We start from the raw sequence: 26914 nt of genomic DNA, 5'->3' as shown, positions 1-26914 counted from the left end.
CAGAAATTTCGAAATACGCGCGGAGACCGTGTTTCTCCGCACGGGAGAGGTTTGTCTTGTGACGGGGGAAGAACGACAGCGGGTCCAGCGGATCACCGATTGGGACGACGCCCGCTATTCTTTCATGCCAGCGCGCGCCGCGGACGATCTGCGGCTGACGCTCGTGCATCTGCGGCTGCTCGTCTACCTCGGACGCGTCAACAACAACAACGGCTGGACCGAGCTTAGCCAGAAGGCGACGGCGGAGCGCTGGAACTACGCGCGCCCGGCGCTCAACGGCGCGATTAAGCAGCTCGTCGCGTGGGGCTACGTCGAGAAGAAATCGCAGGCGGAAACGAACACCGCGCTTTGCCTCTATCGCCTGCTGATCGACAAGCCCGAGAAGCCTGCGCCGGTGAAGTTGTCACCCGAACCGAAAGTCGACGAAGGGAGGGTGTCATCCATAGATGACACGTCACAGAATGCCGCAGTGTCATCCATAGATGACACGTGTGTCAGGTCCCAGGTGACACCTGTGTCACCTATAAAGACACAAAAGAAAGATCAGAGATCGGGAGATCCCTCTCCCCCAAAGCCCCCAAGGGGGCGAAGGGGGCGGGCGATGCCTTCGAACGAAATTGAGGAAGTGCTCGTCGCGGTTTCCGCCGAGCGCCCCGACGACGAGGCCTTTCAATCGGTGCTCGTCGATTTCCTGGCGCCGTTGATCCGCATGCGCCACCTCGATGCCCCGAGCCTCGTCGGAGCCGTCCAGTCGCTCGCACGGTGGATTGCCGCCAAGGGGCTCGGCGTGGACGAAGGTCGCAAGATCCTCGATCAACTGCTCGAACGACGCAAATCGACGGTGAAGCCGTCCGATATCGAAACCGCCGTCAAGACCGCCATCGCTCACCGGCCGCTGCCGCGCAAATGCGAGGGCGATGCCGAGCTTATGCGCAACTGGCCGGCGGTGCTGGCTGAACTCGAAAAGATGATCGGCGCCGACACCACGCGGCAGGTTTTTTCGACGTTCGCCCTCGATCGCATCACCGAACCGAACCCCGCCGGGAAGATCGTCGCGCGCGTCTCAACGCATGCCGATTGGGCCAAGCGCCACGTCGAGACGAACCTGAGTTCTCAGTTCCGGGCCGCAATGAATGCGGTGTTTCCCGGTGTGTCGGACATTTGGATCGAAACGCGAAAGGCCGCGGCATGACCGTGAAACCCACAAACGAAATCGAGCGAGAGGAACCGCTCAACGAAGCCCTTGAGGCGTTCGAAAGCATCGCGCGGCTGCTAGTCGCCACCGGCTACGAGGCGCAGATGCGCGCCCGGTTCGCGAAGTTTCTGCCCGCGCCGATCGACGAGCCCGTCGAGACGCAGACTGTCGACCTGCTCGAAATGCGCATGCTGATCGACGCCTGCAAGAGCGCCGAGCGGACGGTGACTGCAGTTGGTGCGCAGAACGCGTTGCGGCGTGTCGCGTCCAAGGCGCGCGCCGACCTCGATGCAGCAATGAAGGCACGAAAGGCAGTGTCGTGATGCAGCGGAAGGGCGGCGAGACGTTCGAAGCGCACCTCGATCGCACGCTCGCCGACGTGCGCGCATCGCTGATCTTTTCGAACGCGACCTACACGACCCCGGTGCAGCAACAGGTGTTGATGACTATCGTCACAGAGATCGGCCGCATCGTGCATGGCGAGTTGATGCTGCTCGGTCTCGCGCAGACGGGAGGTCGTTGCTGATGGCGCAGCGGGAGTCCGGATACGAGCGCGTTGAGCGCGATGCCTACAACACGCCGCGCTGGGTGACGGGCGCGATGCTGAAAGAGGTTCTGGGGCCGCGCTTTTGGTCGGGATCAACCGTGTGGGAACCGGCCGCAGGCACCGGCCAGATGGTCGCCGAAATGCAGGCGCACGGCCTGAAGGTTATTGCGTCCGACATTCACGTTCCCGAGGACAATAATTTGTTCGCTCCGGATCGGATGCTCGTCGGCGACTTCCTCGGACAGCAGCCGTTCCTGCCATTCGAGTTCGACGCGATCATCACGAACCCGCCGTACAAAGACGGCCTCGCCGAAAAGTTCGTGCGCCGCGCGCTAGCGCTCACGAAGGAACGCCGCGGGCTCGTCGCGATGTTGCTCGGCGTGAAGTTCGATAGCGCGAAGACGCGCGCCGACATTTTCGACGAGCATCCGGCGTGGGGAATGAAAATCACGCTCGTCGACCGCATTTGGTGGTTCGAGCCGAAGCTCGACGCCAACGGCAAGGTCAACGGTCCGAGCGAAGATCATGCGTGGTTCATCTGGGACTGGCGCAACACGCTCGGACGACAGATGCGCTACGGCCGCGCGCCGGACGAAGTGCACGCCGATATCCGCGAAAAAATCCGCAAGCTGAAAAGAGGGGCCAATGGCACAGCTTCACACACGGCAGAAGAAGCGCGTCCCGAGATATCGGGTGAACTACAGCGCAAAAGACAAAGACGGAAAGCCGCTTAAGCGCGCGATGGCGGTGACGTTCTCGCTGCGCGGCCTGCGCAAGCGGTATCTGCGCGAGGCGACGAACCTGCGCATCGCGATCGAGAAGGATGCGCTGGCAAAGCAAAACTGGAACGGCCGGTACGAGGAAGGCGAGCACCTGCGCATCTTCCGCGGTCTGCCGAGCGTCGGCGATCTCGCCTACGAAATCGAAAAGAAGGTCCGCGCCGCAGGTACGCCGACGAAGCCGCGCGGCACGTATCGCAACGCGATGATGCGCGGCATCGGCTGAAACCACGGGGGCACTAATGAGCGACGATTACGAAAGCGCGCCGGGCATCGGCGACAATTCCGGTCCGGTCTTTAAGGATCGCGTACAGCGGCGCGTCGATCTGTTCGAGCAGGCGGATGGGCTGGCGAAAACGCTGAAAGATTACGACACCGAAGACAAATCGGATGGCCTGAACGTCAAGCTGATTAAGCAGATCGTGAAGGAGCTTCGCGACGATCCGGAAAAGTTCCTCGACAAGCTGGTCTATGAAGCCGAGGTCGAAGCAGCCCGCAAGGCGGTTGGGCTGTCGACGGATATCGAAGCCATCAGCAAGATCGTGCAGGAGCGCGCCGAGGCCGAGCCGGAAACCAAATCCGAAAAGAAAAAGAAAAGTGACGGCAAACCGCGCGGCCGATCACGCTCCGACAAGACGAAGCATTGAGGCGGTTCGATGCAATCACCCGCACCGCTGCCCATGTCCGCCGCCGAGGAAGCGCACCTTAAGGCCGTCATCGACAAACTTGAGCGGCAAGTCGCCTTAACGCGCTCAGGATCGGGCGGCGTCGCCCAACTGCGTCGGATGTTTCTCGACGAAATCTCAGCGCTCAAAAACGAAATCGCTCGCCGCCCACGCGCGGTGGGCGTCGAGGCGAAGCCATGACGGCGAAACACGCGCACGTCGACGACACGCTGATCGTGGGCGAGGGCCTGGCTGTCTTCGCCCTCGCGCATCCGGAACACTCGCCGATCGAGGCGCCGACGCGGCTGGCGCTCGATTGGGATGGCGACATTTGGATCGAACGCGATCCGATGACCGGCGCCGAACTTTGCCGCGGCACACGCGAAGCAATCGAAAATGGGGACTTTCAATGAAGCTGCACGAACAGATTGAAGCGATGCGTCGAAGCATGGTCGAGGAAGCCGACTTTACGATGAACCAACTCGACCATCTACATAAGCGGCTGGTCGCCCGGCATCCGGAAATGATGGCGAAGATCCAAGAGATCACCGCGATCCAGGCGTTGCAGGGCACAGAGCTAATCACCGGCCTGATGACGATCGCGGCGCGTATCGGCCACGTACCGTCGCCGGCGCAAATTGTCGCCGCGCAGCAGGCCGTGCAGGAAAGCGCGCAGACGGAGCCGACACCGCCGGCGGTGCCTGAGCAGGGCAAGGCACGCCTGCGCCCGCCGCCGTTCCCGGCTGGCGGAGTTCCGCGTGAGGAAATGGACCGCATCATCGAGCGATCGGGAGTCCACTGATGCCGACCCGTTTCCGGCCCATGGCCGAACTCGACCACACGAACCCGGTGGACATGCGGCTGAAGGACGGCAGCATCGTCACCGGCTGGCTGTTTCAGGGCATGCCGGGCGTGGTGCGGTCGTATTGGACACGCGACTTCGGACGTGGATCGCACATGATCGACCCCGAGGCGTGGCGTGAACCGGCATCGACCGGCGATGGCGAATGCTCGGCGCGGAGGCTGGCCGCGTGACGCTCCCTTTGAAGCTTCGGCAGTTCTATCGTTTCGACGGAATCCGGTTGCCGCTCCGGTATCCCGTCCGCGTTCTATGGGACGGCCGGGGGCCATTCGAGGCGGCGCTCGTGCGACACCCGAAGACGGGCGCGGCCACGTGGTCCACCTATGACAACGGATATCAGGTCTATCTGCCTTGCCCGAAGCGCCGTCGCCCAGATCCCGAGAAAGGGTGGATCGGCTGGCACACGCTAAAGGGCGAGCGGCCCGACTTCTGGGCGCCGCGCGATCCGGATGACTTCCGGTTGTTTGCGTTGCCGCCGGTGGCCCTGACGCTGGCCGAAGACGCGCCGCCGCGGATGTGGAGCACACGCCAGCGCTACAAGTCCGTCGAGGATGCCGAAGACGAGGAAGCGGAATCAAACGGCCAAGGCGGTCGGAAGCGCGGACAGAAGCGGCAGCTATGGTGGCTCAACGGCGGAGCCGTCCGATACGCCGAGCCGGGGCATATCAAGCGCGACGACGCCGAGGGGCGGATCATGCGTGCGCTCGCCCAGGAGTTGCTTGAGGATAGCGTTCACGGCTTGGGAATGCACCGCAACCCGCTTTATGGCCTTAGCGATGCGCAGAAGCGCGAGCTTGCCGAAATGGAAGCGAACGCGTTGCCGGATATCTATGCCCGGTTCGAACTGCTGAAGGCCGACGTCGACGATCAAGAGAGGGCGATGGAGTGGTTTGCCGCGCTGGGCGCGCGCGAGCTTCTCGTGAACCTTGCGTCGGCGTCGAACGGATGGGCGCTCGGCCGCCGAGTCGGCAGTTACACAACGGCGCAATGGGTGTTGCTCTACGCGTCCCGCGACCGGGCGCTTTCGTTCCGAAAAATCGCGCGCAACCTGCTGATCATCGAAGGGCGCAAGATCACGCCCCGCCGCGTGGCGCAAATCTACAAAGAGGCGATCGACGCCATTTGGGCGATCGCCAATGAATTTTCCGACATCGGCCGAGCGAAACGCGCAGACGCGCTCGCGCAGTTGCAAGAGGGCAATCGTCGCGCACGAGGGGAACGATGAGCATCGAGGTACCGCTGCTTGTGGCGGCAAATGACGATACCGCGCGCTGGGAAAAGAAACGCGTCGAGGCTTTCAATCTGTTGGCGCCAACGGCGTTGTCATTCATTGCGACGGATGGCCCGGTATCGATCACGATCTGGAACGGTTCTGAAGCCGTGCGCCGCATTGGTCACAATCGCGGCGTCTGGCCTGCGAAGCTTCTGAAGGGCACCGGCCGCGGCGACCCGGCGAAGCGCACGTATCGCACCTATGCCGCGCCGGCGCGGACGCAGTTTCGCATCTGGACGCGGACGAAGGCCGAGCGCGATCGACTGGCTGAACCCGCGTTGGAGCTGATCGCGCAAGCATCGGAACGAGAGGGCGGCCTTGACGAGCTTGATGACGGATTTCGGGACCTCGGGCCGGATCTCAATTTCGAAATGTTCGAACTTGAGATCCACGCACTCGCGCGCGAACTGAAGGTCTTTTGTTGGGATGATGCCGGACTTATTGCGTTCCTCGATCGCGTTGTAAAGCGCGCCGAGGAAATCGCCGCGACGTCGCGTGGCGGCCGGTACGACCCGATCGAAGTGGCGATGGCGCGGGAGTTTGAACGCAAATGAGCAAGCCGTCGCGCGAAGACGTCGAGCGGTTTGATCGCGAATGGGAACGTAGCAGTCTGCGCTTTACGCGAGGCGTCGCCTGGACCGTCATTGCGGGCGCCGCGATCTTTGGCCTGCTTTGCTACATGGAATCCCTGCGTCCGCCTGACCAAATGCGGCCTCTCGCCGAGATACCGCGCGTGTTCACGGACCCGATGACCGGCTGCCAATATCTCACCTACAGCATGGGCGGGATGACGCCGCGCCTCGGCGCCGACGGCACGCCGATGTGCCTACCAGTGGGGACTTCCGATTTAGATTTGACGGACCGGAGTTCTGAGTACGCTTGAGAAACGATCTGCCATCCGCCGCTGACTCCCAGGCCGGCCAGGATCGTCGCGACCACGATATCTGGCCAAGCCGTTCCAGTACCGAACACGCCAAGTGCGGCAGCGACGACGGCGATATTACCTACAGCGTCATTGCGAGAGCAGATCCATACCGACCGGCGATTTGCATCGCCTTCACGATGTTTCCACAGCATTACCGCACAGGTGAGATTAGCGATGAGTGCTAGCGCGCCAATGACCCCCATCGTTTCTGCTGCTGGAAGAGTGCCGGCGACGGCCATCCAGACCGTGCTTCCGAGGACCCAGAGACCGAGCACAAGCAAAGATACACCCTTCAGTAGCGCGGCACGCGCGCGCCATTGAAGCGCAAGCCCGGCAACGCCTAAACTGATTGCGTAGTTGGCACTGTCTCCTAAGAAATCGAGCGCGTCAGCCTTTAGAGCCGCTGATTGCGCGGAGACGCCCGCGGCGATCTCAAGTGCGAACATGCCGGCATTGATAGCCAGAGAAATCCATAGCACGCGCCGCCATATCTTATCGTGAGTTGCCGGTGTCGGTTCACACCCGCCGCAGCATCCACCTGCCATTTCACCACCTCGATATTCTATCAAGGCTGCTTACATGCACCCTGTAGCAACTACAGGGTCAAGACGATGCCATTGACAATAGGTGATTTGAGCAAAGAGACGGGAACCAAGGTCGAGACCATCCGCTATTATGAGCGAATCGGTCTTTTGCCAAAACCAGCTCGGACCAGCGGAAACTATAGGGATTATGGTGCCGTCGAGCTTGGGCGCCTGTCCTTCATTCGTCGCGCGCGCAGTTTGGGATTTTCACTCGATCAGGTCCGCGCGCTGCTGGCATTGTGCGATGATCGCCAGCGCGATTGCGCAACGGTGGATAGGATCGCGGAGGACCATTTGCGCGAGGTAGAGAGGAAGATCTTAGATCTGACGGCGCTAAAGCGCGAACTAAAAGCCGTGATCGAATCCTGTCAGGGGGGAACAGTCGCCAATTGCCGGATCATTGAGGCGCTGGGACCGAAAAGAGCGGATGGCGGATAACCTGAGTCCAGGCGTCGCCTCGCAAATGCGCGATTGTGCCGCCATACAGAACACGATCGCAGTGCGCGGTTTCAGTATGACTTGTCGCGGCCCGACGTCTACAACTTCGCGTCAATGCTAACGACAATCTATATTCATAAAATGTCGAAGATGATTTGAGCTCTAGGGCTCTGCCGCCTAACACGAAAGAGCCCGATTCAGTGATTGGGTTTGGAATAGGTGGGGACCTAAAGAGTGTTAGATAAGTTGGAATTGCGTCGAGAAATCGGGAATGCAGCCCGAAGAATAGAAGCCGCGTCGTCTGCAACTGCGTTTAATGACGATCCTCATGTTGTCGCTTTGATTCATCGCTGGCGAAGGCTGTCGCGTTCAGCGAGTTTGGCGCTTGAGAGGCTTGAGCGCGCAATCGAAGCCCGCCGCGATGCTGCGACGGCAGACGACCGGCAATTCATTCAAAGAGTCCGCTTGGAGCATCCTGATCTCTTGTTGTTCGAGCAAGAAGACGGCGAGCCGCTGCCGTTGCTGTGTATGGTGACAGGGCTTGCGGTGATGGCGACCGATCGCGTTTTCGGCGACCCAGAAACCGGATATGTCGTGCTGAAGCAGGCGCTGCGCGTCATGCGTGCGCTCTGAACCGAACGAGAGGCGGCCGGGTGTGGGCGTCCGGCCGTCGATACCGACTGGCGCATGAGGCATCAGCCGCCCGCCGCGATCTTTTCAATTGGCAACAGAACCATGCTTTCGGTCGCCGCATCGAACTGAACGCGAGGATCGCGGGCGATCTCGTCTTGCGTGCGCGGTGTGATGCCCTGGGCTTCTTCGGCCATTTCGCCGAGTGCGCTAATGGCGTCCTGAATTGCTTCATCGGCTGTTGCACCCCCACCGTGGCAACCCCGAACGTCCGGCACGCGAACGCCCCATACGTCGTCTTTGCCGTCAACGATGCCAACAAAAAACGCCATGCGCGTGAACTCCTTAGCCAACCGCTGCTGGGCCGTGTCAAGCACGCGTCGCCGCGCGCTTCCGCGCTGCATGTTTGGCTGGCTTCACCGGCTTGACGGTAAACTCAAGCCCGAGCGCTGAAAGAACGCTCATTGTGTTGTTGAGTGATGGATTCCCATCTTCCGAGAAGGCCCGGTATAGACCGGCACGCGTCATGTTACTTTTCCTCGCAAGCTCGGTCATGTTTCGAGCGCGGGCAACATCGCCAAGGGCGCTCGCGAAATGCTTCGCGTCGCCGCCTTCGGCCGCGGCCTCAAGGTACGCGGCAATCGCTTCCTCGGAGTCGAGATACTTCGCGGGGTCGAATGGAGCGAATTTTGTCATCGGTTTTTCCAGTCCTTTGCAAGCTTATGTGCGAGCTTGATATCGTTCGGCTGCGATCTCTTGTCGCCGCCGCAGAGCAGAACGACAACGGTGCGGCCTTCTACGAAGAAATAGACCCGATAGCCCGGCCCGAAATCGAGCTTCAGTTCAGAAAGGCCGCTGCCGATCGGTTCGCACTTACCAAAATTGCCGTCGCCAGCCCGCTTAATCCTATCCGTGATGCGAGCCCGTACCTTCGTATCGCGGAGGTTTGCGAGCCATTCGTCGAATACGTCTGTTGTCAGTATCTGCATGGGAATGGTGTATACCGCAGTATGCGTAGTGTCAACTTCAATATACACATATGGGCAAAGAAAACCCCGGAGCAAGGCCGGGGCGAAATCATCAAATATTCAAAAATTCGCGAACTGACCGGAATGCTTGTCTTGGCCGTTAGCCCGGCCACCGGGGGCGCGTCTTCGGCGTCATGAACTCGCCGCCAAACTCTTTCTGGAACGCCTCCGCGTGCTCGGCCTCGGCGAAGCACCACGCTTTCCAATACTTGCCGTCGCGCACGAACAAGTGCCCAAGGGGACACAGACTCAGGTTCTTGTCCTTGCAGAACGCGTGAACGCGATCGAGGTTCTTCCCCGTCGTCGCGTGTTCCGGCAGCGAGACCTGATGCGGCCAGCCTTGATCTATACCGAAACGGCTCAATTCACCTTTGCGTCGGGCCATGACGTGCGTGCGCCTCTCTTTAGCGCGCCTAGTGCATCACACCAGCCGCGATAAAACAACTTTTCCGCCCAGGATGCGTTGCCGTTTGGAACGGAGCGAGGGCCTTGGCTGCCGGAAAGCCGGGCGGCATAACCGCGTTCGTAGGGCGTCATGGCTCAATCCTCCGAAATTTCGACGGTAGGGTAGCTAAAGAAGAGGTCGGCAAGCTCGGCGGCCATCTTGCCTTGATTGAGGAATTGCTCGGTCAGGCTCGGGCTGCCCGCTATCTCCGTGTCGGCATCTTGTGCGGCGGCGCGTCGGAGCGCGTTCTCGATGCAAGCGATTTCGGCGTTGGTGAGTGTCCGCATGTGCTGTCCCTAAAGTTTTGTAAGCGCCGCGCTGGGCTTGTATTTTCGGAGCCAAGCGTGGGCGAACGACGGATGGTTGCGAAGCTGGCGTAGAAGCGGTGCGTCGGCCGCGTTCCGAGGCGTGTTGAGCGCCTCGTTGTACCAATGATCCGCAAGTTTGGATTTCCAGCAGCGGCCATATTGAGCGGCGTAGCGATCGGCGGCCTCAAGCGCATCTTGCACGGCTTTCCCCCTCACTGCGCGACGGCTTGGGCAAGGTGGCGGAAGTAGTCGAGCACGTCGCCATTGCGGAAATCGATTTTGACGATCATCGTTTTGATGCCGGATTGCTCGTGCTTCGGCGCTTGCTTCATAAGGTCGACGAGGCAACCGACCGGGATTGAATTGGTGCCGCTCGGGCCTTCGACCGCAAGAACGTGTTCGAGATCGATGCCTTTCTCGGAAACGAACGTGTCGAGCCATTTTGAAAAGGTCATTGGTTCCTCCCTCACTTCGCTGCGCGCAAAACGGGCGACATGGAATAGCGGCCGTGCGGGTCGCAGACCTCGGCGCCATCCCAGACGCGGACCTTGCGAGCGCGGACCTTCCCGCCGCTGTCTTTGAGCGAGACGAACTTTGCGGTGCGCTTCACGACCTCGAACGAGAAAATGCAGTCGTAATCGCAGATGGAACGGCAGGAGTAGGTTTTGCCGACTTCGAATTGAGCGACCATCGTGGCCTCCGTTTGTTGCGTTGGAGGGACATTAGGACGGATCGTCCTAATAGGTCAAGTCGTCCTAATCAAGAAAACGGAAAAGACGCGAAATTTCCTAAGCGTTGCTAGGTCGCTTTGTCCTATGATATGGGGAATCTCCCGCGGCTCGGCCGCTAAATCGTCCTAGGCCCATGACCAAAGAAGAATTTCGAGCCGCGCTGGACGAATTGTCCTTATCGCAGATGGAAGTTGCCCGGCTTTTGAAGATCTCTGACCGGGCAGCGCGGCGGTACGCGTCGGGTGACGCCGAGATCCCCGGCCCCGTGGAAATGATGCTGCGGCTTTGGCTCGAAATCCCTGAAATGATAGACGTCGTTCGCAGGCTCGGAGCCGAGGCAAATAAGAGGGGCGGCAGCAAATGACGGCATCAATCATCACGCTCGGCGGCGACGGCATGGGAGGCGTGCGGCCGGTCAAGGTCAGCAACGTGAAAATCCATATTGGCGGCCGGTTGATGTACGGCAAAGGCCCGAGCGACATGCTTGACGCCCTCGACTTCCCGGCCGAACCGGGCTCGCTCGAATTTTCCGCGCGCGTCGAACCGACGATCCCGCCGCACATCGAAAAGCTGCGTTCGGTATCACCGGCAGCCAAACGCATCTTCGCGCGCAATTATTGGTGGCGGCGGATGCAGACGGTATTTGCCGACGAAATCGCGCAGCGGCTAAGAAACGGAGATCCGCGCGGCGTCACCATGCCGGCGACTAGAAATCGTTGAGTGAGTAAAGTGGAAAACCGATATGACGCCTGAGCAAGCCGCGGAGATCATCCTGCGCATTTTTGTGGCGCGGAACGTGGGCTCAAACGAAATGCAACCGTTCGCGGCCATCAACTTCGATTTCGTGAGGCATGAGGGCCGAACACCCGAGCAATTCGAAGATGGATGGCAATTCGGCGTTCTTGAGGGCTGGTGGACGCAAAGCGGCTCAATGGCCATTCTTACGGCGCGGGGGGCCAACGCTGTTCGCCGTCTTATCTAGACAAGGTACTACCCCGCCAGAAAACGGCGGGCAAATTCTCGGGTAAAATTGAAAGCAGTGGGGAGAGTGGGAGACGTGAAAAAAGCAATCGCAGGCATCGCGCTCGCGTTGGCGGCAATGACGACACCGGCATCGGCGGATTGGATACATCAGAAGCTGGACGATCCGTTTCAAGGCGATCAGCATATGGCGCTTGGCGCGGACGATCTCGGCGGGTTCGTGGCCATTTTTGTTTGCAGCAAAGCCGATGACCTCAGCCTCGTGTTCATATCGCCAGAAAAGGTCGATGCCGACACGCTCGCGGTCGTGAACAATATCGGGCCACATCTCGCCGTCGTGATCGACGACATGCCGAAGCGGGAATTTAACGCGAGAGTTTCCAGCACGCCGGACGGCGGGTCTATCCGCATTCGTGTCGAGGACGCGGGCATCGTGCAAATCGCGGCCGACGCCGCCCGCGCCAATCGCAGGATCGCGCTGGCCGGGGTTGTGAACGGCAAAGTAACGGAATCGCACTCTTTCAATCCTGACGGGTCGGGGGCGGCGATCAGGGCGACGCTCAAGGCGTGCGGAGTGAATGCTCCGAACGATCAGTGAGAGGGAAAGTCGCCGCGCGAGACGCGCTGGGGCGCATTTAACGAAAAAAATGGGGGGACTATGAGACACAACGATGCCGTGGCGATGCTTGGCGTAATTGGGCTTGCCGTTTTCGTTTTTCTGATCTGGCTTTCGCTGACCGCACAAACGTATAGGGAAGCTCTCACGCGTGCCTCATACGTCGGAGCGGGCGTAGCGGTGTTGAACGTCGTCGTCGGTCATTCGGCCGAGGCGCTTATCTTCTCTGTCCTGAAATTTCTGAGTATCCTTTTGTGGGCATCAGCCATCTACGGCCTGAAGCGATTGGTTCTGAGTTTCCGAAAGGCGCCTCCGACGCAGGGGGAAAAATTAACATGACCCGCAAGCCAACAACCATGACGATCGACATGGGCGATGGAACCACGCATGAGATCCCTGCGGTCGAATGCGAGAAGTGCGACGGCACCGGCATCCTGAGCGCGAATATGTCCGCCCAAGTTCGTAGGATCGACCCGGCAACGAACGAGACAACCGACGAGACAGTCACGATGAAGAAGGGCGATCGGTGTGGCTTCTGCTTAGGCCGAGGGAAGGTAGGTGTCGCTGGCGGTCCGCCGTTGCCAGTAAGTCCGAAGACGGTTCATTGATCAAACCGCCGAGGGCGCTGGGCTTGGTACGTCAAAACCGGACGTAGGAGAAAAATCGACATGAGCGACGTTTACCGTGAGACGCTTTGGTCGGAAGAAGAAGACCCCGCACTGATCGAAAGTCTGAAGACGGTCGTCAATGGCGACGGTTATGCGCCAGCGGAATTCATTCATCGCATGGGACTGTTCGATATTAAAATCGATTGGCTTGTGAAAAAGTTCGAAGTGTCCGGCCCGTATAGCGGCGCGCGCGGGTGGCCGATCGACATTGAACTCGTCGCGGTCCGGCGGACTAGGCCTATAAATCTCGGCGTTGTCGTCATCGCCGACGAGCCTCAAATCGAAGGGAAAAACGGGACATGATCTTGCCTGCCCGCCCTTGTAAGGCGATGGTGTCGGCGTTTGGTGAACCTTGCGGGAATTGCCCGACTTGTCGTCGATATGCCGTCGTGCGGCGGCATCTTCTCGAAGGGCGCTCGATTTCCAGCGTCGCTCCTGAACTCAATGTAACGCCTCGCGCGCCCGGCAGATCGTGCTCAAATGGGCAAAGCCTCGCGCGACAATCGAGGATTTGAATGCGATCGCCGACGCCAGACAGCGCGCCAACGCATCGCCTTATCCTTGGCTTGCCGAATTGGCGAAAGCGAAAGCTGACGAGGCCCGAAAGGAAATGGATCTATGAGCGTCGGCATCTACGTCGTTTGCGAAAATTTCTTCGCGCACCGGGACGGCCAGCCTTTCGAGCGGCATTCGGCGGCGCTTGCTGAAGGCAGCCCGCGCGAGACGCTGCGGCAGATGAAGCGGGAAGCAGGCCAGCACGGCGTTCGCCTCAAATTCGTGACGCTCAAGCGCGGCCTTGACGCCGTGGGCGCGTGGGCAGAAGCTGCCCGGACACTCGTGCTCGTCGATGCAATCGGAGGCGATGGCAAACCATGACCGGCAACGACCTCAAGCCAGGAGAATTTTACATCGAGACGTCGGCCAGCAAGAAAAAGCTAGATCAAGCGAAGATCGAGGCGACGCAGGTTATTGCCCGCGCGATGGAGCAAGACGTATCGAGCATGACGCCCGAGGAAGCGCAGCGCATAATTTCAGGCCAGCCGACGCCGGTCGAAACGATAATCGACTTTCCTGCGCCGTCCGGAGCGTGGATCAAGGCAGTCGAAAGCGGCCTCATTCAGAGCGTGAAATTTTCAATGCGCGGCGGCCAATTGCAGGCCGTAATCGAGCACATTCCGCAATTGGCGGAGGCCCGAATTGCGCCCGGAATTGCAATTCCGAAAAACGAAGACGAAAAAAGTTAGAAAAAACAGCGATACCCCACTTCCCACTTTCGCGCGAATCTGCTCGAATCAAATCTATCGTCGCCAGACGTATGAGTTAACCCGGCCGGACCGCTCCGAGCCGGGTTTTTTCGTGCCCGAATGATCCGGCAAGGCTACACCCGCAAATGCTCGCCATAGAGCCGCAGAGCCAACGCCGCGAAGAAATCGGATCCGACCTCGTCTTGGCTTTGACTGTGAGAGCGGTCCGCAGGAGGCCGTCATGTAACCGCCGCCAAGAGTGAGCGCGTTATGGGTGTGAGTTTGGTTTGAAATTCCTGGCGAACGGGAAGTGTTGAGGCGGAGTAGCGCGAAAGCGAAACGCGGAGCGACCCAAGTAGGCTTGCCGATCGGCGAAGATCGGCCCCTAGCCGGGCGGGGAATGCCCGGCACCAATTCAGTTTCCGAGCGTTCGCGCTAGCGCGAGGAAAAGAGCGGGATCGGCCGTTTCCGCAACGGTCCCATGCCGCCCAACGCGGCCGATCCCGTTTTCTGCAAAAAGCGCCGAAATTATTCAAATCCAATTCACGTCTTGAATAATTTTCGCGGAATTGTGCCGCCAACAAAGTCAGAAAGCAGCTCGCAATGGCGACGATCTCCATAAGCTGGACCGGCAACGGCCTGCAGCGTTTGACCGTCGCCGCCGAGCACCTTGAGGATGATGGCACGCGCCACAAGGTGTTTCGCCGGGCGATCAATCACACCGGCGACAAGGCCTTTACGCGCGTCAAGCGAGCGCTTTCGAAAGAGATCGGCACGACGCAGTCGATCATCATGAAATATGGGCACATCAAGAAATACCGCGCGTCTGGGGGTGGTCTACGTTTCGAGATCGTGTCGCGTGGCGGACCAATCCCAATCAAAAATTTTAAGGCAAGGCAGGGGGGCGCAGGCGTTTCAGCCTCACCTTGGCACAACCGCAAACTGTATCGCCACGCGTTCATCGTGCCATCGCTGAGCGGCCATGTCTTCTGGCGAACGGGGGGATCGAAGCGCTTGCCGATTGAGCGCATCGCCGGTCCGAACGTGCCCAAGGAAATGGTGAAAGAGCACGTTGCGCGCGTCTTTTCTTCGCTCGTTGCGTCCGATCTGCCGCCGCGTGTCGCGCATGAGATACGCGTACTGACGAATGGGGTCGTTACCTAGCGCGTCGCGCGCATGACGCGCTCGCGTGCAACCTTAGGGACCGTACAGGCTTTGCCTGCGGTGCGGCGCGGCGGCGGCCCGGTTTTCGCTCATTTGTGGTTTTCGAAAATCGCCACTTCGGATTCGGAAAAATGCAACCAGAACAACCAAAGGCCTCGGTGACGTTGGAGGCCCTGACGGATGTTCTAGGGATTACGATGCACGCCGCAAAAAAGCTTGTGAAACAAAAGCTTTTTCAAAAGGTGCAGCGTGGCCGATACGACTTGGCAGCATCGGTGCAGACCTACATCCGAACGGTTGTCGAAACCGAAGTGAGGGGGGCGCTCGACGCGGCGAAAGTCGACGACGAGGTTTCCGTCACGGATCTCGGCAAGGTTCTCGGCGTCGGCGAGCGTTGGGTCCAGCAGTTGGACGCGCAAGGCATTCTGACGAAATCGGCGCGCGGCCGATATCCGCTCGCGGCGTCGGTGCAGGCCTATACGCAATTCAAGGTCGAGTCCGAAGTTGCGCGAGCCATCCCCGAGGAAACATCGGCGGGTGAGCGCGTGAAAGCCGAACGGGCTCGCAAGCTCAAGCTTGAGAACGACGAAAGGGAATTGCTGCTGGTGGCGATGCCGGAAGCACTGACTGCGCTGGACGTCATCGTCGGGCCGCTGAAGGCGGGCCTTGCGGGCGTCCCGGCGCGCGTGACGGACGACATCGCGGAACGCCGGCGGATCGAAGATGCAATCGAGGTCGTCCTTAAGGATCTCGCCAAGCGGCTTGAACAAGCTGGCGACGCTATGCGACAGGGCCGCGACCCTTATTCGGCCGTCGAAGCGGCAGACGGCTGACGGCTGGGCGTTCGAAAACCGCATCTACCCGCCGAGCATGGATCGGCCGGGGCCACGTGATCCGAGGCTGACGCCTTACGTCATTGATTTCGAGCGCGCCTTTGAGGACCCGCGCTATTCGACCGTCACGCTCGTTTGCGGTTCGCAGATGGGCAAGTCGGAAACGGTGCTCGACGTGCTCGGGCATCGCTTCGATCAGCGGCCGACGCCTTCGCTCTACGTCGGGCCGAGCCAAGATTTCATCGTCGATGAAATCGAGCCGCGCGTGATGGACCTCATCAACAACGCGCCAACGCTGCAACAGAAGCTGGCGCGCGGAAAGAAGAACAAGCGGTTCCGCAAAGTCATCGGCGGCGTGCCGCTCAAGTTCGCATGGGCCGGGTCCGCGACGCAGTTGTCGGGCACGACTGCGGGCCTTGTGATCGTCGACGAATACGATCGCATGATGGGCAACGTCAAAGGCGAGGGCGATCCTCTCGTTCTGACGAAGGCTCGCGGCTTCACGTTTCGCGACCGCAAGTACGGCGTCACCTCAACGCCGCTCGTCGGTAACGTCGACGTCCTGAAGGACGCCAACTCAGGCTTAGAGTTCTGGAAACGCATGCCGCCCGAGGACATTGAAAGCCCGGTCTGGAAGCTTTTTCAGAGCGGCACGATGTATCATTTCGCGTGGCCATGCCCGCACTGCGCGGAATTCTTCATTCCGCGCTTTAAGCAACTCGCGATCGACGACAAGTGGTCGGCGTCCGAAGCGCTCGAAAACGCTTACGTCACCTGTCCGCGCTGCGGCGGTGTCATCGAGAACGACCACAAGGCGGACATGAACGCGCGCGGCGTCTACGTGGCGCCGGGACAGCGCGTCGAGCCTGATGGCACTGTTATCGGTTTGCCGCCGCGCTCGCCGACCATATCGTTCTGGGCGTCGGGTTTGTGCTCGCCGTTCGTGACATTCGGCGAACGCGCCGCGGCTTACGTCGAGGCGAAGCACTCGGGCGACCAGGAGAAGCTGCAGGGTGTCATCAACACCGGCTTTGGCGAACTATGGTCGCCGGGCGGTGGCGATGCACCGGAGTCAACGGAGCTCAAACGGCTCATCGTCCCCTACAAGCTCGGCGATCTCCCGGCGGGCTTGGTGCATCTGACGGCCGGCGTCGACGTGCAGAAGAACCGGCTAGTCTATGCCATTCGGGGCTGGGGCGCACGATCGACGAGCTGGCTGATCGAACGCGGCGAGCTTTATGGCGAGACGCACGAAGAAGAAGTTTGGAGCGATCTTTCGGATCTGTTGCAAACGCCCATCCACGGCATGTTGATCCGGCTCGCATTGGTCGACTCGGGCTTTCGTCCGGGCAAAGAATTCGGCGTCCCGGTCAACCGCGTCTATGAATTCTGCCGCCGCCATGCGCGGATCGCGCGTCCGTCGAAGGGCCGCGCGACGCAGCTTATGCCGGTGAAGAAGTCGAAAATCGACGTGACGCCCAAAGGCGACCCGCGAAAGTATTCGCTCGAACTGACGCTCATCAACACCGATTGGGCCAAGAGCTTCGTCCACGAGCATATTCGCTACCCGATTGACGCCAGCGGCGCGTGGCTTCTGCCCGAGGATATCGACGATGGGTACCTTGATCAGATCGTCTCGGAATCGCGCGTTAAGCGGCCGTCGGGACAGGTGCAATGGATCCAGCGCAGCCGGGAAAACCACTTTCTCGATTGCGAGGCATTGAACGCCGCGGCGGGCCACCTCTTAAACGTCCAGCGCATTCGCGAAGGTCGCGGGCTTCGCGAAGCGCTTTCGTCGGGCCACGGCGACGCCGCTCCGCTTGAAGACGACAAGGTAACGGTCGAGACGACCGAGCCGCCAGAGGGCGAGCGCTTACCAAATCCGCTGCCGGGATCGAGATCGGCAGCACGTACCGCCGCTGCACCTCCGCGGCGCAGAACATGGGCCGAGATTTCGGCGCTTCTGAACAAGTAGGATCGACATGGCTTATGCCGGCGAGATCAGCGGTTCCGCGCCACTAGCGGGCCGTTTCAAATCCGCGATCAACAGTATTGCGACGCGCCTCGTTTCGCAGTCGCAGGCCGTAGCGCGCGCGACGCGGGCCGCGCCGGTGGCGCGCTACATGCGCGACTCGTCGGCGGGCTTCCTGTCCTCATGGCAGCCCGCGCTGCGCGATGCGCGCGACGATGTTCGCGTCAGTTGGCGCAAGGCCGCCGCGCGCACGATCGATAGCCTGCAGAACTCTGGCTGGCTCGCCGGTGCGATCACGCAGGCCTCCGCCGACACCATCGGCACCGGCCTTCGCCTCAATGCCAAGCCCGATATTGAATCCCTGGGCTGGAACGATGAATTCGCGCACCAATGGTGCCGCCGCGTCGAACGCCGCTGGCGCATCTGGTCGAACAATCCGCTCGAATGCGACGCGCGCGGGAAGCTGACGGTCGCCGACATGACCGATGCGGCGATCATGCAGCATTTTGCGTTCGGAGAGGTGACGGCGTTGCTTCCCGCCATCAGCCGGCCGGAAAGTCAGTCGTCGACCAAGGTCATGATGTTCTCGCCGCACCGGATGGCGGATACGACTGAAGAACTCGGCCGCCTGTTTCATGGCGTGCGCACCGACGCCAACGGTTTGCCGACGGCCTATCGGGTTCTCCGCCGCACACCGCTCGGCGCCGACGAGGAAATCGAGATCAAGGCACGGTCGTCAAAAGGCCGCCAGCAGGTCATTCACATCTTTGACGGCACCCCAGATCAAATCCGCGGTATCTCGCCAATGACGCCGGTGCTCAAAGTGCTGCGTCAGTACGATCAGCTTGCCGACGCGACGCTGACGACGGCTCTGATCCAAACGATCATTGCCGCCACGCTGAAGTCTCCGAATTTGAGCGGCGAAGCGTTCGAAGGCTTGCAGGGAACGGCCGAGGCTTCCGGCGGTTCGGATTTGCCGGTGTCGGAGGAAGTGCAGGCCTACATGCTCGCGCGCGCGGCGTGGTGGCAGAACAAGTCGATCGACCTCGGCGTCCACGGTAAGGTGCAAAGCCTATTTCCCGGCGAGGAATTCCAGCTTCACAGCGCCAAACATCCGTCCGACACCTATCTGCCGTTCTCGAAAAACCTCTTGCGCGAGGTCGCGCGCTGCATCGGCACGACCTACGAAGCGATGACCGGCGATTACGAGGGCGCGACCTATTCGAGCGTCCGCATGGGCACGGCGTCGATCTGGTTTGTCACGATGCGGCGTCGCCAGCGCATCGCCATTCCCTTCGTACACTCGATCTATTCGACGTGGCTCGACGAGGAAATCCGCGAAGGGCGCATCGAATTTCCGGGCGGCTATGAGCGTTTCCGCGCCATGCGCAATGAAACGGTGCAGGCCGAATGGTTCGGACCGGCAAAGCCGACCGCCGACGATTTCAAGACGGCGCGCGCGCAGTCCGAACGCCTCACGAATGGAACGACCTCGCTCGCCTATGAGTGCGCCGAGTACGGTCTCGATCCCGAGACGGTCATGGAACAGCGCTCGCACGACCGCAAATTGGCCGAGCGCTACGGCCTGCCTGATCCTTATCCGCCGCGGCTTCCCGTCGGTGAAGCGGCCGAGCCGCCCGAGGATGACGACAATCAGAAGACGCCGCCGAAGCGGCTCAATTAACGGAGTGCGCGATGGCCGTCGAATGGGATGCCCTCGACTACAGCGATCCGGCTGCCCTGCTCGAAAAGCTGCAGCCGCTCTATTACCGGCTGCTTGCGGGCGACGGCGAAGAAGAAATCGAAGGCACCGACCGTCGCCGCGTTCGCTTCCACAAGCCGGATATCCCGCGTCTTGAGCGGCTGATCGCGGTGTTGAAAGCCGACGTCGCCGGCAAACGCAAACGCTTTGCCCTCGTCGGGCGCATGAGGTGAACACATGAACGTGCTGGTCGATGGTGAGATCGTGCTCTACGGCACGGTCGGCGATAGCTATTGGAGCGACGGCTTTTCGTCGATGGACGTCATCGAAGCGCTGGCAACGCTCGGCCGCGACAGCGACGTGACCGTCCGCATCAATTCCGGTGGCGGCGTCGCTTGGGAAGGCGCTGCGATCTTCAATGCCTTGAACGCGCATCGCGGCAGGGTGACGGTCTACATCGATGCGATCGCGGCGTCGGCCGCCTCGATCATCGCGATGGCTGGCGACGAGGTCGTCATGCGGGTCGGCTCCCTGATGATGATCCACGATCCGTCGACGATCACCTACGGCGACGCCGCCGATCATCAGAAGTCGATCGAAGTCCTGAGCAAGCTCGCCGCGCAAATGGCGTCGATCTACGCCGAGAAGACCGGCGAAAGCGCCGAAGCGATGCGCGAGGTCATGCGCGCCGAGACGTGGCTGACGGCCGACGAGGCCGTTGCGCAGAAGTTCGCAGACAAGTCGGACCAGGCGCAGGCCGAGGAAGTGACGGCATTCGATTATCGCGTTTACGCGCACGCCCCCGCCCAACTCACAGCGCTCGCCAGCGAGCGCAATTGGAAGCCTAAGCAAAAGGAGCCTGCAATGTCCGACAAGAAGGCGAAGCCCGCCGCTTCGGCCGTGGAAACCCCGGCGGCCAATCCGTCAACGGAACCGGCGGAAAAGGAAACGGCAACGTCAGATCCGTCAACCGCAGAGCCGGAAGCGTCAACGGCAAATGTGGACGCCCGCACTGCTGAACGCCAGCGCATTGCCGCCATTCTGCAGGCGCCCGAGGCCAAAGGCCGGGAGCAGCTCGCTGCGCACTTCGCGTATGAGACCGATTTCGCGCCCGCCGCCGCCATCGCCGCGATGGCGACCGCGCCGACGGCATCGGCGGCCGAGCCTGCGCGTACTTCGGCTCCCGGCACCGTGATTGCAGGCCTCGAACTCGCCGCACCCGTCGCGAGCGCCAAGAAAGAGACGTCCGCGCTCGATCACACCGCGATCTACGCCGCGCGCCGCTAACGCGGACCGGATTTTCACGGCCCAACGTCACCAAAAACGGAGGCACTAAACCATGACGACACTGACCGAAGGCCGTCACACGGCCGAATACCTGTTGAGCGAGGCCGAAGGCCACCGCTCGCGCGACAACATCAAGATCGCCAGCGGCGCCGGCGTCGTCGATCCGGGCACAGTGCTCGGCAAGATCACCGCATCCGGCAAATACGTGCCCCACGCGCCGGCCGCGGAAGACGGCTCGCAGACTGCCGTGGCGATCAATTACGCCCGCGTCGACGCCACCACGGCCGACGTTGTCGCTGCGGCTCACACCCGCGACTGCGAAGTCCGGGCGGATGCGCTCGTGTTGAACGTCGCCACCGATACGGACGCCGAGAAGGCAGCCGTCTTCGCCTCGCTCGCCAGCGTCGGCATCGTCGTTCGCTAATCCCTGCATTGCCGGGCCGTGCTTTGCGCGGCCTCGGCCCTGACGGGCCTGCCGCCCGCAACCTCACCCGGCAAAATGGAGATCCCTGCCAATGGCTACACTCGACATTTTCAACAACGATGCGTTCTCGCTCATCGAAATGACCGCGAAGGTCAACAAGCTCCCGTACGTACCGGGTCAGGTTTCTGCTACGAAGTTGTTCGAAGAAGCCGGCGTCGCGACGCGGACAATTGTCGTCGAAAGCCGCGACGGAAAACTGTCTCTGGTCGAGCCGTCTCCGCGCGGCGGCCCCGGTGAAAACGTAGCTAAGGACAAGTCAGAGCTGCGTCCCTTCACCATCCCACACTACCAGCGCGACGACGCCGTGATGGCGGACGAAGTCGACGGCGTCCGCTCGTTCGGCACCGAAGACGAGGTTCAGACGGTCGAGGGCATCGTCAACGACAAGATGGCCCGGCATACGCGCGATCTCGACGCGACGCTTGAATTCAGCCGCGTCGGCGCAATCAAGGGCATCGTCATGTCGAAGGGCGGTCAGACGCTCGCCGATCTCTATCAGTCGTTCGGCATCGCCGCTGCGGCCGATTACAATTTCGCGCTCGACAACGCGAACACGATCGTGCGCCAGCAGGCCGAGCAGTTGGTCATCCAGATCGAAGACGAACTGGACGCACCTTATTCCGGCATTCATGCGTTCTGCGGAAAGAACTTCTGGCAGGCGCTCGTCAACCACAAGAGCGTCCGCGAGACGTTCCTCTACGCCCAGAAAGTGGCCGAGAACCTCAGTCGGACGTTGAATACGTTCGACGTCGGCGGCATCACGTTCGAGCGTTACCGCACCGGCAAGAAGGCGACGGCAGCCGCCGGCGCAGCCTTCATCGGCGACAACGAGTGCCGCGTGGTGCCGATGGGCGTTCCGGAACTGTTCATCACCCGGTTCGCGCCGGGCGATTACATCGAAACGGTCAACACGAAAGGCCTGCCGCGCTACGCCAAGCAGATCCGGATGCGCAACGACAAGGGTGTCGAGATCGAGATCCAGTCGAACCACATCTCGATCTGCACGCAGCCCAACGTGCTGCGCAAGGGCGTCTTGAGCGCCTAAGCGCCGCCGTCATGGTAGATCGCTGGAAAGACCGCCTGGGCCGCGTGGACCGGGCGGTCGACCGCGTTATGAGCGAGGAAATCGTCATAACGCCGATGCTTCCCTCTGATTATGCGACGCCCGCGCGCGACGTGGCGCGGCCGATCATCACGACGATCGGGCTTCTCCACGTCGATCGCGACGAAAATGATATCGGCGGCAATTCCCGCCACGTCCGCAACGCACGGGTCCGTGTTTCGCCCACGCGCCTCGAAATTACGAAATCGATCCTGCCGCCCGGCGCCGACATTCGCGAAAACGATCTCGTCGACGCGACCGACAAAGGCGAGCACTACAAAGTCGACTGGATCGACCGGCAGCACCCCGGCCGCCTCGTCCTGATGCTCTCTAGCCTCGAGTAAACCATGAGCCTTTCGCGCCTCGCCCTCAGAATTGCGACCGTCCAGGCCCTGCGCGGGCGCACGTTCGCCGGTGAAATGGTCCGCGACAGCGAGATCGGGCCGATCGACGAGTCGGTTGAAGGCGCAGAGGTGCCATTCATCGTCGTCTATACCGACGAAAGCGACGCCGACACCGATGTGCCGAACGAAGAAACGAGCCTCTTTGGTCGCTGCACGACCATCGATCTGACCATAGAAATGGCCGTCACGTCGCGCATGAAGGGCGGCTGGGGCATCCCGTCGACCGATGCGGGCTTCGAAATCACGGTCGACGCCATCGAACGCCAGATCCGCACGGCGCTTTCCGATCCCGATAGCGCCTGGGCGGAGTTTTGGCGGCTGCTCGTGCGCGAAAAGAAGTCCGATAAGTCGTCGCGTGGCGCATCCGACCGCAAAGGCGTGCGCTTTGCCGGCCGTCAGATCGTCTTGACAGTGGACGTCACCCCGGAACCGACGCCGGGCACACCGTTGCGAGGCATCTGGTTGAAATTCGTCGATCTGCTCGCCGCCGACGATCAGCTTAAGACGCAAAAGGACCTGTTCGTCGCGCTCGCGACCGGCGGCGCCACAGATTGGAGCGAATTCAAGCGGCTGCGCGCTGCCCTCGGGCTCTCTCAGAGCACGGCCGGGGCATTGCGCCTTGGTCCGCTGCCAACGATCGCTCCGGACGCGCCAAACTTCGCAGCCGACGTCAAAACCGACGTCGACGATCAGGTATCGGTGCCGGAAGGATACGTTCCGCTGGGGGCGCAATGAATACGCTCGCCGATATCTTCGCCGATCACCGCCACCGCCTCGAAGAACTCGAACGACGGATGGAATTTCGCGAGTGGACGGGGAAAATATCGGACGTCGACGTCCAAAAAGGCCTGGCCCGCGTGCAATTCGACGTCGACGAGGAAACACGCCAACCGTTCAAGTCGCCGTGGGTGCCTTGGAAAGAGCTTGCGATGGGCGGCATCAAAACGCATTTCCCGCCCGTCGTCGGCGAGCAGGTGAAATTCGTTTCGCAGTCCGGCGATATCACCGACGGTTACATCGATTTCTCGATCCCGTCGAACGACAACAAGCGGCCTCACGACAAGGCAAACGAGGCCGTGATCGCGATCGGCAACACGCGCCTGCTGATGACCGGCGACAAAACCACAATCACGTCCGCAACGATCGTGCTCGAAGGTGACGTTCACCTCGGCGGGGAAGGCGGACAGCTTGTTCACCGCAAAGGCGACGTCGATAGCGCAGGCGACGTTGCCGAAACGTCCGCGACGAAGGTCTACGCAGTCTAACAGGAGCACCACATGGCGAAGCCCGCACCAGCACCCGCAAAGCCGGAAAAGCAGCTTTACGAATTCACCGAGGATTCGTGGTTCAACAACACGTTTTACCGCAAGGGCCAGCAGAAGAAGTTCTATCCGGCGCAGGTGCAGTTCCAATTGCACGCTATGAAGCTCGTCGCGCCTGAAACGACGTCACAGAGCTAACCGTGGCGGACAGCATCGGCATGGACCGGCGGACGGGCCGCGTCCTCATCGATTGGGCGCATGTCTGCCAGTCCATCGCCGACATTCTCACCACGTACAAGCTCACGCGCGTCATGCGCCGTGACTACGGCTCGGACAATCCGCTTCTGGTCGACAAGCCGATGACGGACGCATCGCTGATTAAGTTCTACGTCGCGACTGCGGATGCACTCGATCGTTGGGAGCCGCGTTTTGCGCTCGATACTGTGTATTTCACAGCGGTGAGTCGCGACGGCCAGACGACTTTGCGCCTTGATGGCACCTATCTGCCGCGCGGCCACCTTGGCGACCGCACGCCGGCGACGATTCCCGATCGGTCGGTGACATTGCTTCTCGTGGACGACGGTTGGATCCCCGCAACATGACCCGATTTGCTGCGACTGCTATCAATCTGTCCGAACTCGGTCCGCCCCCAGTCGTCGAAGTACTCGCTTTCGAAGACATTCTGGCAGAAGTGAAAGCGGATCTCGTTTCGCGCTGGCCGGATTTCAACGTCGGCACGCTCGAAAGCGATCCCGTTGTGAAGGTTCTGGAAGTGCTCGCCTATCGCGAAATCGCGTTGCGCGCACGCGTGAACGATGCCGCCCGCGCCGTGATGCTTTCGGAATCGAAGGGCGGCGATCTCGATCACCTGGGGCCGTACTACGGCGTCGTTCGCCTCGATGGCGAAACCGATGACGAATTGCTGCGCACGCGCATTCAGGAGGCACCCGAAGCCTTCAGTTCGGCCGGGCCGCGCGGCGCCTACATCTTCCATGCGCGCTCGGCATCGTCCGATGTGATCGACGCCGACGCTGTCAAATACGTCGACAGCCTTGGCCGCGTGCAAGTTCATGTCTTCGTTCTGGTCCGTGCCGGCGCCGACGTCGACGCCGTCCTGCAATTGGTGCGAACGCGGCTTGCCCAGGAGAACGTCGGCCCGTTGACCGACGATGTGCTGACGCTCGCGGCTACGCCGATCACTTTCAACGTCGAGGCGGTGCTCGAAATTGGGCGCGGTCCGTCGCCATCGGTCGTCGTCCAGAACGCCCAGACGGCGCTGACGAAGTACATCGCCGATCGGCGCAAGATCGGTCTTAGAGCTACGACGTCGGGAATTTCTGCGGCGCTGACCGTGGGCGGCGTTGAAAAGGTGCGGCTGGCATCCCCAACCGCCGATATCACCCCGCCTGACGGCGGCTTTCCCGAAGCCGTTACGATCACGATCACGAGCGAGGTCATCGGATGACGGACATTCCGCGCGCACTTCACCTGCTGCCGGAGACGTCAACCGACTTCGAGAAGGCACTGAGCGCTACGACTGCGCGCATAGACAAGGTGCCCACGCCGTTGCGCGACCTTTGGCGTTGGGACACGTGCCCGACGCCGTTGTTGCCGTGGCTTGCGTGGGCGCTCGGCGTCGATTTCTGGATCGATAGCTGGCCGGAAGAAAAAAAGCGGTGGGTGATCAAGAATTCGTTCGCCTTGAAGCGGATGAAGGGCACCCTTGGCGGCCAGCGCGCATACATCGACCTTGCGGGCTCCGAACTTTACCGTTGGGTCCGCCCTCCGGCCAAGAATTTCCTCGGGGCATCGACGACGCCGGCCGAGCGCGAGGTCTTTCTCGAAAAACTGCCGCAGATCCGGCTCTTTCCCTATCGGCGCGAAGGGAAAGCGGGCTTTCGTGCCTTCTGGCGGGGAAAACACGGCAAATTTTTCCGTGACGAGGCCGGAAAGCCAGACTGTTTCGCGTGCGACGTCGATCGAGGCACGAAGCAAACGACGCGTGCGCTGTACGTTTACGGGCCGGTGACGAAAGAGTTGACCTGGGCTGCGCTGTCCGACAGCGGCGAACAGGTGATGATCCCGGCGACGGCGCGTCGGTCGATCTTCACGACGAGCTTTATGGGCAACGGATTTTTCCGAAAGAGCGACTCGGAAAGCCGGATCATTACGCTCGACGTCGATCGCACAAGCGCTGTCGAGCAATTGCTCTATCGTTTTCCGGTCGTTCCGAAACTGACGCCGGTCAGCGTCATTCCAACGCGCCTCGGCGAAAAGGGATTCGCGCCGCGGTCCGTCATGTGCGGCACGCCGATCGGCGCGCCGAACCGGCTTGTCTTCGAGGGAGCGGTTCCGAAGCCGATGCCTGCTTTGCCGAACGGCGCATCGCGCAACGGCAAGCGCTATTTCGTACCAAGCGGCTCGAAATATCGAATTTACGATGTGGTTTATCTGAGCGATCCGGATCAGCCGCAGGTCGGCCGCGGCGCGCACAACTTCATGGGCCATGTGCGCTTCGGCATTCCGAACTTCACCGCCGAATTGACGGTCGTGGTGCCCGGCAAGCGCCCTAAGTGGGCGGCTGATCGGTTCGTCGGCGGCTACTTCTACAAGGCTCCGAAAGAGAATCTGCAAAATACCGTCACGGCGATGAATACGGCGCGAAGCCTTCGCGACACCGTCCTTCTAGACACCGAGGTCGCCCGCCCGCTCAGGATCGGTACGCCGCTCTTTTTGGGCAACGATTTGATCCTCGGCCAGTACACCCGATCCTAACAGGAGAAGA

Annotated in this window: 48 protein-coding genes; 39 read left to right on the top strand and 9 right to left on the bottom strand. The window is 61.0% G+C overall.

Annotation, left to right across the window (positions count from 1 at the left end):
* The first annotated feature begins 58 nt into the window (after positions 1-58).
* The 13 genes from ACLB1Z_RS12965 to ACLB1Z_RS12905 are packed head-to-tail and all read left to right on the top strand — an operon-like array spanning position 59 to position 6204.
* Positions 59-1192 (top strand): MarR family transcriptional regulator, encoded by a 1134-nt coding sequence (locus ACLB1Z_RS12965; protein WP_409560237.1) that lies wholly within the window; start codon positions 59-61, stop codon positions 1190-1192.
* Positions 1189-1518, top strand: a complete 330-nt coding sequence (locus tag ACLB1Z_RS12960) for a hypothetical protein (RefSeq protein WP_409560236.1) — start codon at positions 1189-1191, stop codon at positions 1516-1518. The genes ACLB1Z_RS12965 and ACLB1Z_RS12960 overlap by 4 nt, the downstream gene beginning before the upstream one ends.
* Complete coding sequence (locus tag ACLB1Z_RS12955) at positions 1515-1721, top strand: hypothetical protein (protein ID WP_409560235.1); 207 nt, start codon at positions 1515-1517, stop codon at positions 1719-1721. Before ACLB1Z_RS12960 ends, ACLB1Z_RS12955 begins: the two co-directional genes overlap by 4 nt.
* Positions 1721-2476, top strand: coding sequence for a hypothetical protein (locus ACLB1Z_RS12950; RefSeq protein WP_409560234.1), 756 nt, complete (start codon positions 1721-1723; stop codon positions 2474-2476). Before ACLB1Z_RS12955 ends, ACLB1Z_RS12950 begins: the two co-directional genes overlap by 1 nt.
* A complete protein-coding gene (locus tag ACLB1Z_RS12945) occupies positions 2436-2747 on the top strand; it encodes a hypothetical protein (RefSeq protein ID WP_409560233.1) in 312 nt (103 codons plus the stop codon). The genes ACLB1Z_RS12950 and ACLB1Z_RS12945 overlap by 41 nt, the downstream gene beginning before the upstream one ends.
* Positions 2748-2763: 16 nt before the next feature.
* Positions 2764-3168 (top strand): GapR family DNA-binding domain-containing protein, encoded by a 405-nt coding sequence (locus ACLB1Z_RS12940; protein ID WP_024276005.1) that lies wholly within the window; start codon positions 2764-2766, stop codon positions 3166-3168.
* A gap of 9 nt (positions 3169-3177) precedes the next feature.
* Entirely contained in the window at positions 3178-3387 is a 210-nt protein-coding gene (locus ACLB1Z_RS12935; protein ID WP_409560232.1) for a hypothetical protein, read from the top strand.
* Positions 3384-3599 (top strand): hypothetical protein, encoded by a 216-nt coding sequence (locus ACLB1Z_RS12930; protein WP_409560231.1) that lies wholly within the window; start codon positions 3384-3386, stop codon positions 3597-3599. The genes ACLB1Z_RS12935 and ACLB1Z_RS12930 overlap by 4 nt, the downstream gene beginning before the upstream one ends.
* A complete protein-coding gene (locus ACLB1Z_RS12925; RefSeq protein ID WP_409560230.1) occupies positions 3596-3988 on the top strand; it encodes a hypothetical protein in 393 nt (130 codons plus the stop codon). The genes ACLB1Z_RS12930 and ACLB1Z_RS12925 overlap by 4 nt, the downstream gene beginning before the upstream one ends.
* Positions 3988-4221 (top strand): hypothetical protein, encoded by a 234-nt coding sequence (locus ACLB1Z_RS12920; protein ID WP_409560229.1) that lies wholly within the window; start codon positions 3988-3990, stop codon positions 4219-4221. The genes ACLB1Z_RS12925 and ACLB1Z_RS12920 overlap by 1 nt, the downstream gene beginning before the upstream one ends.
* Entirely contained in the window at positions 4218-5273 is a 1056-nt protein-coding gene (locus ACLB1Z_RS12915; protein ID WP_409560228.1) for a hypothetical protein, read from the top strand. Before ACLB1Z_RS12920 ends, ACLB1Z_RS12915 begins: the two co-directional genes overlap by 4 nt.
* The gene (locus tag ACLB1Z_RS12910) at positions 5270-5875 is read left to right on the top strand and encodes a hypothetical protein (RefSeq protein ID WP_409560227.1); all 606 of its coding nucleotides are present in this window, start codon (positions 5270-5272) and stop codon (positions 5873-5875) included. The genes ACLB1Z_RS12915 and ACLB1Z_RS12910 overlap by 4 nt, the downstream gene beginning before the upstream one ends.
* Positions 5872-6204 carry a DUF6440 family protein gene (locus tag ACLB1Z_RS12905; protein WP_409560226.1) on the top strand — a complete coding sequence of 111 codons (333 nt, stop codon included), beginning with the start codon at positions 5872-5874 and terminating at the stop codon, positions 6202-6204. The genes ACLB1Z_RS12910 and ACLB1Z_RS12905 overlap by 4 nt, the downstream gene beginning before the upstream one ends.
* On the opposite strand, the gene ACLB1Z_RS12900 is transcribed toward ACLB1Z_RS12905, so the two are convergent.
* The gene (locus tag ACLB1Z_RS12900) at positions 6093-6692 is read right to left on the bottom strand and encodes a cation transporter (protein WP_409560225.1); all 600 of its coding nucleotides are present in this window, start codon (positions 6690-6692) and stop codon (positions 6093-6095) included. The two genes, ACLB1Z_RS12905 and ACLB1Z_RS12900, sit on opposite strands and share 112 nt — an antisense overlap.
* A 165-nt stretch (positions 6693-6857) precedes the next feature.
* Here ACLB1Z_RS12900 and ACLB1Z_RS12895 point away from each other — a divergent pair, with 165 nt between their 5' ends.
* Both ACLB1Z_RS12895 and ACLB1Z_RS12890 read left to right on the top strand, forming a co-directional pair.
* Positions 6858-7268 (top strand): MerR family transcriptional regulator, encoded by a 411-nt coding sequence (locus ACLB1Z_RS12895; RefSeq protein ID WP_409560224.1) that lies wholly within the window; start codon positions 6858-6860, stop codon positions 7266-7268.
* Between the two features lie 378 nt (positions 7269-7646).
* A complete protein-coding gene (locus ACLB1Z_RS12890; protein WP_409560223.1) occupies positions 7647-7901 on the top strand; it encodes a hypothetical protein in 255 nt (84 codons plus the stop codon).
* Between the two features lie 62 nt (positions 7902-7963).
* Here ACLB1Z_RS12890 and ACLB1Z_RS12885 read toward each other — a convergent pair whose 3' ends face one another.
* From ACLB1Z_RS12885 to ACLB1Z_RS12850, 8 genes are all read right to left on the bottom strand, one after another.
* A complete protein-coding gene (locus tag ACLB1Z_RS12885; RefSeq protein WP_409560222.1) occupies positions 7964-8230 on the bottom strand; it encodes a type II toxin-antitoxin system HicB family antitoxin in 267 nt (88 codons plus the stop codon).
* Positions 8231-8267: 37 nt separating this feature from the next.
* Complete coding sequence (locus ACLB1Z_RS12880; RefSeq protein ID WP_409560221.1) at positions 8268-8594, bottom strand: addiction module antidote protein; 327 nt, start codon at positions 8592-8594, stop codon at positions 8268-8270.
* On the bottom strand, positions 8591-8887 hold the full coding sequence (locus ACLB1Z_RS12875) for a type II toxin-antitoxin system RelE/ParE family toxin (protein WP_409560220.1): 297 nt from the start codon (positions 8885-8887) through the stop codon (positions 8591-8593). The genes ACLB1Z_RS12880 and ACLB1Z_RS12875 overlap by 4 nt, the downstream gene beginning before the upstream one ends.
* 139 nt (positions 8888-9026) lie before the next feature.
* On the bottom strand, positions 9027-9311 hold the full coding sequence (locus ACLB1Z_RS12870) for a hypothetical protein (RefSeq protein ID WP_409560219.1): 285 nt from the start codon (positions 9309-9311) through the stop codon (positions 9027-9029).
* A 155-nt stretch (positions 9312-9466) separates the two neighbouring features.
* The gene (locus ACLB1Z_RS12865) at positions 9467-9658 is read right to left on the bottom strand and encodes a hypothetical protein (RefSeq protein ID WP_409560218.1); all 192 of its coding nucleotides are present in this window, start codon (positions 9656-9658) and stop codon (positions 9467-9469) included.
* Positions 9659-9667: 9 nt separating this feature from the next.
* A complete protein-coding gene (locus ACLB1Z_RS12860; protein WP_409560217.1) occupies positions 9668-9880 on the bottom strand; it encodes a hypothetical protein in 213 nt (70 codons plus the stop codon).
* Between the two features lie 11 nt (positions 9881-9891).
* Positions 9892-10134: a hypothetical protein gene (locus tag ACLB1Z_RS12855; protein ID WP_409560216.1), complete on the bottom strand. Its 243-nt coding sequence runs from the start codon at positions 10132-10134 to the stop codon at positions 9892-9894.
* Positions 10135-10145: 11 nt separating this feature from the next.
* Positions 10146-10370, bottom strand: coding sequence for a hypothetical protein (locus ACLB1Z_RS12850; RefSeq protein ID WP_409560215.1), 225 nt, complete (start codon positions 10368-10370; stop codon positions 10146-10148).
* Positions 10371-10543: 173 nt separating this feature from the next.
* Here ACLB1Z_RS12850 and ACLB1Z_RS12845 point away from each other — a divergent pair, with 173 nt between their 5' ends.
* The 24 genes from ACLB1Z_RS12845 to ACLB1Z_RS12730 all read left to right on the top strand — a co-directional run bounded on the left by ACLB1Z_RS12845 (position 10544) and on the right by ACLB1Z_RS12730 (position 26904).
* Positions 10544-10774 carry a helix-turn-helix domain-containing protein gene (locus ACLB1Z_RS12845; protein WP_409560214.1) on the top strand — a complete coding sequence of 77 codons (231 nt, stop codon included), beginning with the start codon at positions 10544-10546 and terminating at the stop codon, positions 10772-10774.
* Positions 10771-11130: a hypothetical protein gene (locus ACLB1Z_RS12840; protein ID WP_409560213.1), complete on the top strand. Its 360-nt coding sequence runs from the start codon at positions 10771-10773 to the stop codon at positions 11128-11130. The genes ACLB1Z_RS12845 and ACLB1Z_RS12840 overlap by 4 nt, the downstream gene beginning before the upstream one ends.
* A 22-nt stretch (positions 11131-11152) precedes the next feature.
* Positions 11153-11392 carry a hypothetical protein gene (locus ACLB1Z_RS12835; protein ID WP_409560212.1) on the top strand — a complete coding sequence of 80 codons (240 nt, stop codon included), beginning with the start codon at positions 11153-11155 and terminating at the stop codon, positions 11390-11392.
* A gap of 75 nt (positions 11393-11467) precedes the next feature.
* Positions 11468-11989, top strand: a complete 522-nt coding sequence (locus ACLB1Z_RS12830; protein ID WP_409560211.1) for a hypothetical protein — start codon at positions 11468-11470, stop codon at positions 11987-11989.
* Between the two features lie 60 nt (positions 11990-12049).
* Positions 12050-12346 carry a hypothetical protein gene (locus tag ACLB1Z_RS12825; protein ID WP_409560210.1) on the top strand — a complete coding sequence of 99 codons (297 nt, stop codon included), beginning with the start codon at positions 12050-12052 and terminating at the stop codon, positions 12344-12346.
* Positions 12343-12615, top strand: a complete 273-nt coding sequence (locus ACLB1Z_RS12820; RefSeq protein ID WP_409560209.1) for a hypothetical protein — start codon at positions 12343-12345, stop codon at positions 12613-12615. Before ACLB1Z_RS12825 ends, ACLB1Z_RS12820 begins: the two co-directional genes overlap by 4 nt.
* Before the next feature lie 60 nt (positions 12616-12675).
* Positions 12676-12978: a hypothetical protein gene (locus ACLB1Z_RS12815; protein ID WP_409560208.1), complete on the top strand. Its 303-nt coding sequence runs from the start codon at positions 12676-12678 to the stop codon at positions 12976-12978.
* 315 nt (positions 12979-13293) lie between these two features.
* On the top strand, positions 13294-13551 hold the full coding sequence (locus ACLB1Z_RS12810; RefSeq protein ID WP_409560207.1) for a hypothetical protein: 258 nt from the start codon (positions 13294-13296) through the stop codon (positions 13549-13551).
* A complete protein-coding gene (locus tag ACLB1Z_RS12805) occupies positions 13548-13919 on the top strand; it encodes a hypothetical protein (RefSeq protein ID WP_409560206.1) in 372 nt (123 codons plus the stop codon). Before ACLB1Z_RS12810 ends, ACLB1Z_RS12805 begins: the two co-directional genes overlap by 4 nt.
* A gap of 603 nt (positions 13920-14522) precedes the next feature.
* Positions 14523-15083 (top strand): hypothetical protein, encoded by a 561-nt coding sequence (locus ACLB1Z_RS12800; protein ID WP_409560205.1) that lies wholly within the window; start codon positions 14523-14525, stop codon positions 15081-15083.
* A gap of 131 nt (positions 15084-15214) precedes the next feature.
* Positions 15215-15916, top strand: coding sequence for a hypothetical protein (locus ACLB1Z_RS12795; RefSeq protein WP_409560204.1), 702 nt, complete (start codon positions 15215-15217; stop codon positions 15914-15916).
* Positions 15846-17891 carry a terminase gpA endonuclease subunit gene (locus ACLB1Z_RS12790; protein WP_409560203.1) on the top strand — a complete coding sequence of 682 codons (2046 nt, stop codon included), beginning with the start codon at positions 15846-15848 and terminating at the stop codon, positions 17889-17891. The genes ACLB1Z_RS12795 and ACLB1Z_RS12790 overlap by 71 nt, the downstream gene beginning before the upstream one ends.
* A 7-nt stretch (positions 17892-17898) precedes the next feature.
* A complete protein-coding gene (locus ACLB1Z_RS12785; protein ID WP_024275973.1) occupies positions 17899-19572 on the top strand; it encodes a phage portal protein in 1674 nt (557 codons plus the stop codon).
* Positions 19573-19583: 11 nt separating this feature from the next.
* Positions 19584-19823 (top strand): hypothetical protein, encoded by a 240-nt coding sequence (locus tag ACLB1Z_RS12780; RefSeq protein ID WP_024275972.1) that lies wholly within the window; start codon positions 19584-19586, stop codon positions 19821-19823.
* A 4-nt stretch (positions 19824-19827) separates the two neighbouring features.
* Entirely contained in the window at positions 19828-20877 is a 1050-nt protein-coding gene (locus ACLB1Z_RS12775) for a head maturation protease, ClpP-related (protein WP_409560202.1), read from the top strand.
* A 52-nt stretch (positions 20878-20929) separates the two neighbouring features.
* Positions 20930-21301: a head decoration protein gene (locus tag ACLB1Z_RS12770; protein WP_409560201.1), complete on the top strand. Its 372-nt coding sequence runs from the start codon at positions 20930-20932 to the stop codon at positions 21299-21301.
* A 91-nt stretch (positions 21302-21392) separates the two neighbouring features.
* Positions 21393-22406, top strand: coding sequence for a major capsid protein (locus ACLB1Z_RS12765; protein WP_409560200.1), 1014 nt, complete (start codon positions 21393-21395; stop codon positions 22404-22406).
* 11 nt (positions 22407-22417) lie between these two features.
* Positions 22418-22807, top strand: coding sequence for a hypothetical protein (locus ACLB1Z_RS12760; protein WP_409560199.1), 390 nt, complete (start codon positions 22418-22420; stop codon positions 22805-22807).
* Positions 22808-22810: 3 nt separating this feature from the next.
* Positions 22811-23602 carry a hypothetical protein gene (locus ACLB1Z_RS12755; RefSeq protein ID WP_409560198.1) on the top strand — a complete coding sequence of 264 codons (792 nt, stop codon included), beginning with the start codon at positions 22811-22813 and terminating at the stop codon, positions 23600-23602.
* Positions 23599-24132, top strand: a complete 534-nt coding sequence (locus ACLB1Z_RS12750) for a phage baseplate assembly protein V (RefSeq protein ID WP_409560197.1) — start codon at positions 23599-23601, stop codon at positions 24130-24132. The genes ACLB1Z_RS12755 and ACLB1Z_RS12750 overlap by 4 nt, the downstream gene beginning before the upstream one ends.
* A gap of 12 nt (positions 24133-24144) precedes the next feature.
* Complete coding sequence (locus ACLB1Z_RS12745; protein ID WP_409560196.1) at positions 24145-24327, top strand: hypothetical protein; 183 nt, start codon at positions 24145-24147, stop codon at positions 24325-24327.
* 2 nt (positions 24328-24329) lie between these two features.
* Entirely contained in the window at positions 24330-24731 is a 402-nt protein-coding gene (locus ACLB1Z_RS12740; protein WP_409560195.1) for a GPW/gp25 family protein, read from the top strand.
* Complete coding sequence (locus tag ACLB1Z_RS12735) at positions 24728-25594, top strand: baseplate J/gp47 family protein (RefSeq protein WP_409560194.1); 867 nt, start codon at positions 24728-24730, stop codon at positions 25592-25594. The genes ACLB1Z_RS12740 and ACLB1Z_RS12735 overlap by 4 nt, the downstream gene beginning before the upstream one ends.
* Entirely contained in the window at positions 25591-26904 is a 1314-nt protein-coding gene (locus ACLB1Z_RS12730; protein ID WP_409560193.1) for a phage tail protein I, read from the top strand. Before ACLB1Z_RS12735 ends, ACLB1Z_RS12730 begins: the two co-directional genes overlap by 4 nt.
* The last annotated feature ends 10 nt before the right edge of the window (positions 26905-26914 follow it).

Origin of the sequence: Hyphomicrobium sp. MC8b, from assembly GCF_905067615.1 — a bacterium.
Taxonomy (GTDB): domain Bacteria; phylum Pseudomonadota; class Alphaproteobacteria; order Rhizobiales; family Hyphomicrobiaceae; genus Hyphomicrobium_B.
The sequence above is the reverse complement of the archived record's forward strand: the minus strand, read 5'-3'. Positions and strand labels throughout refer to the sequence as shown.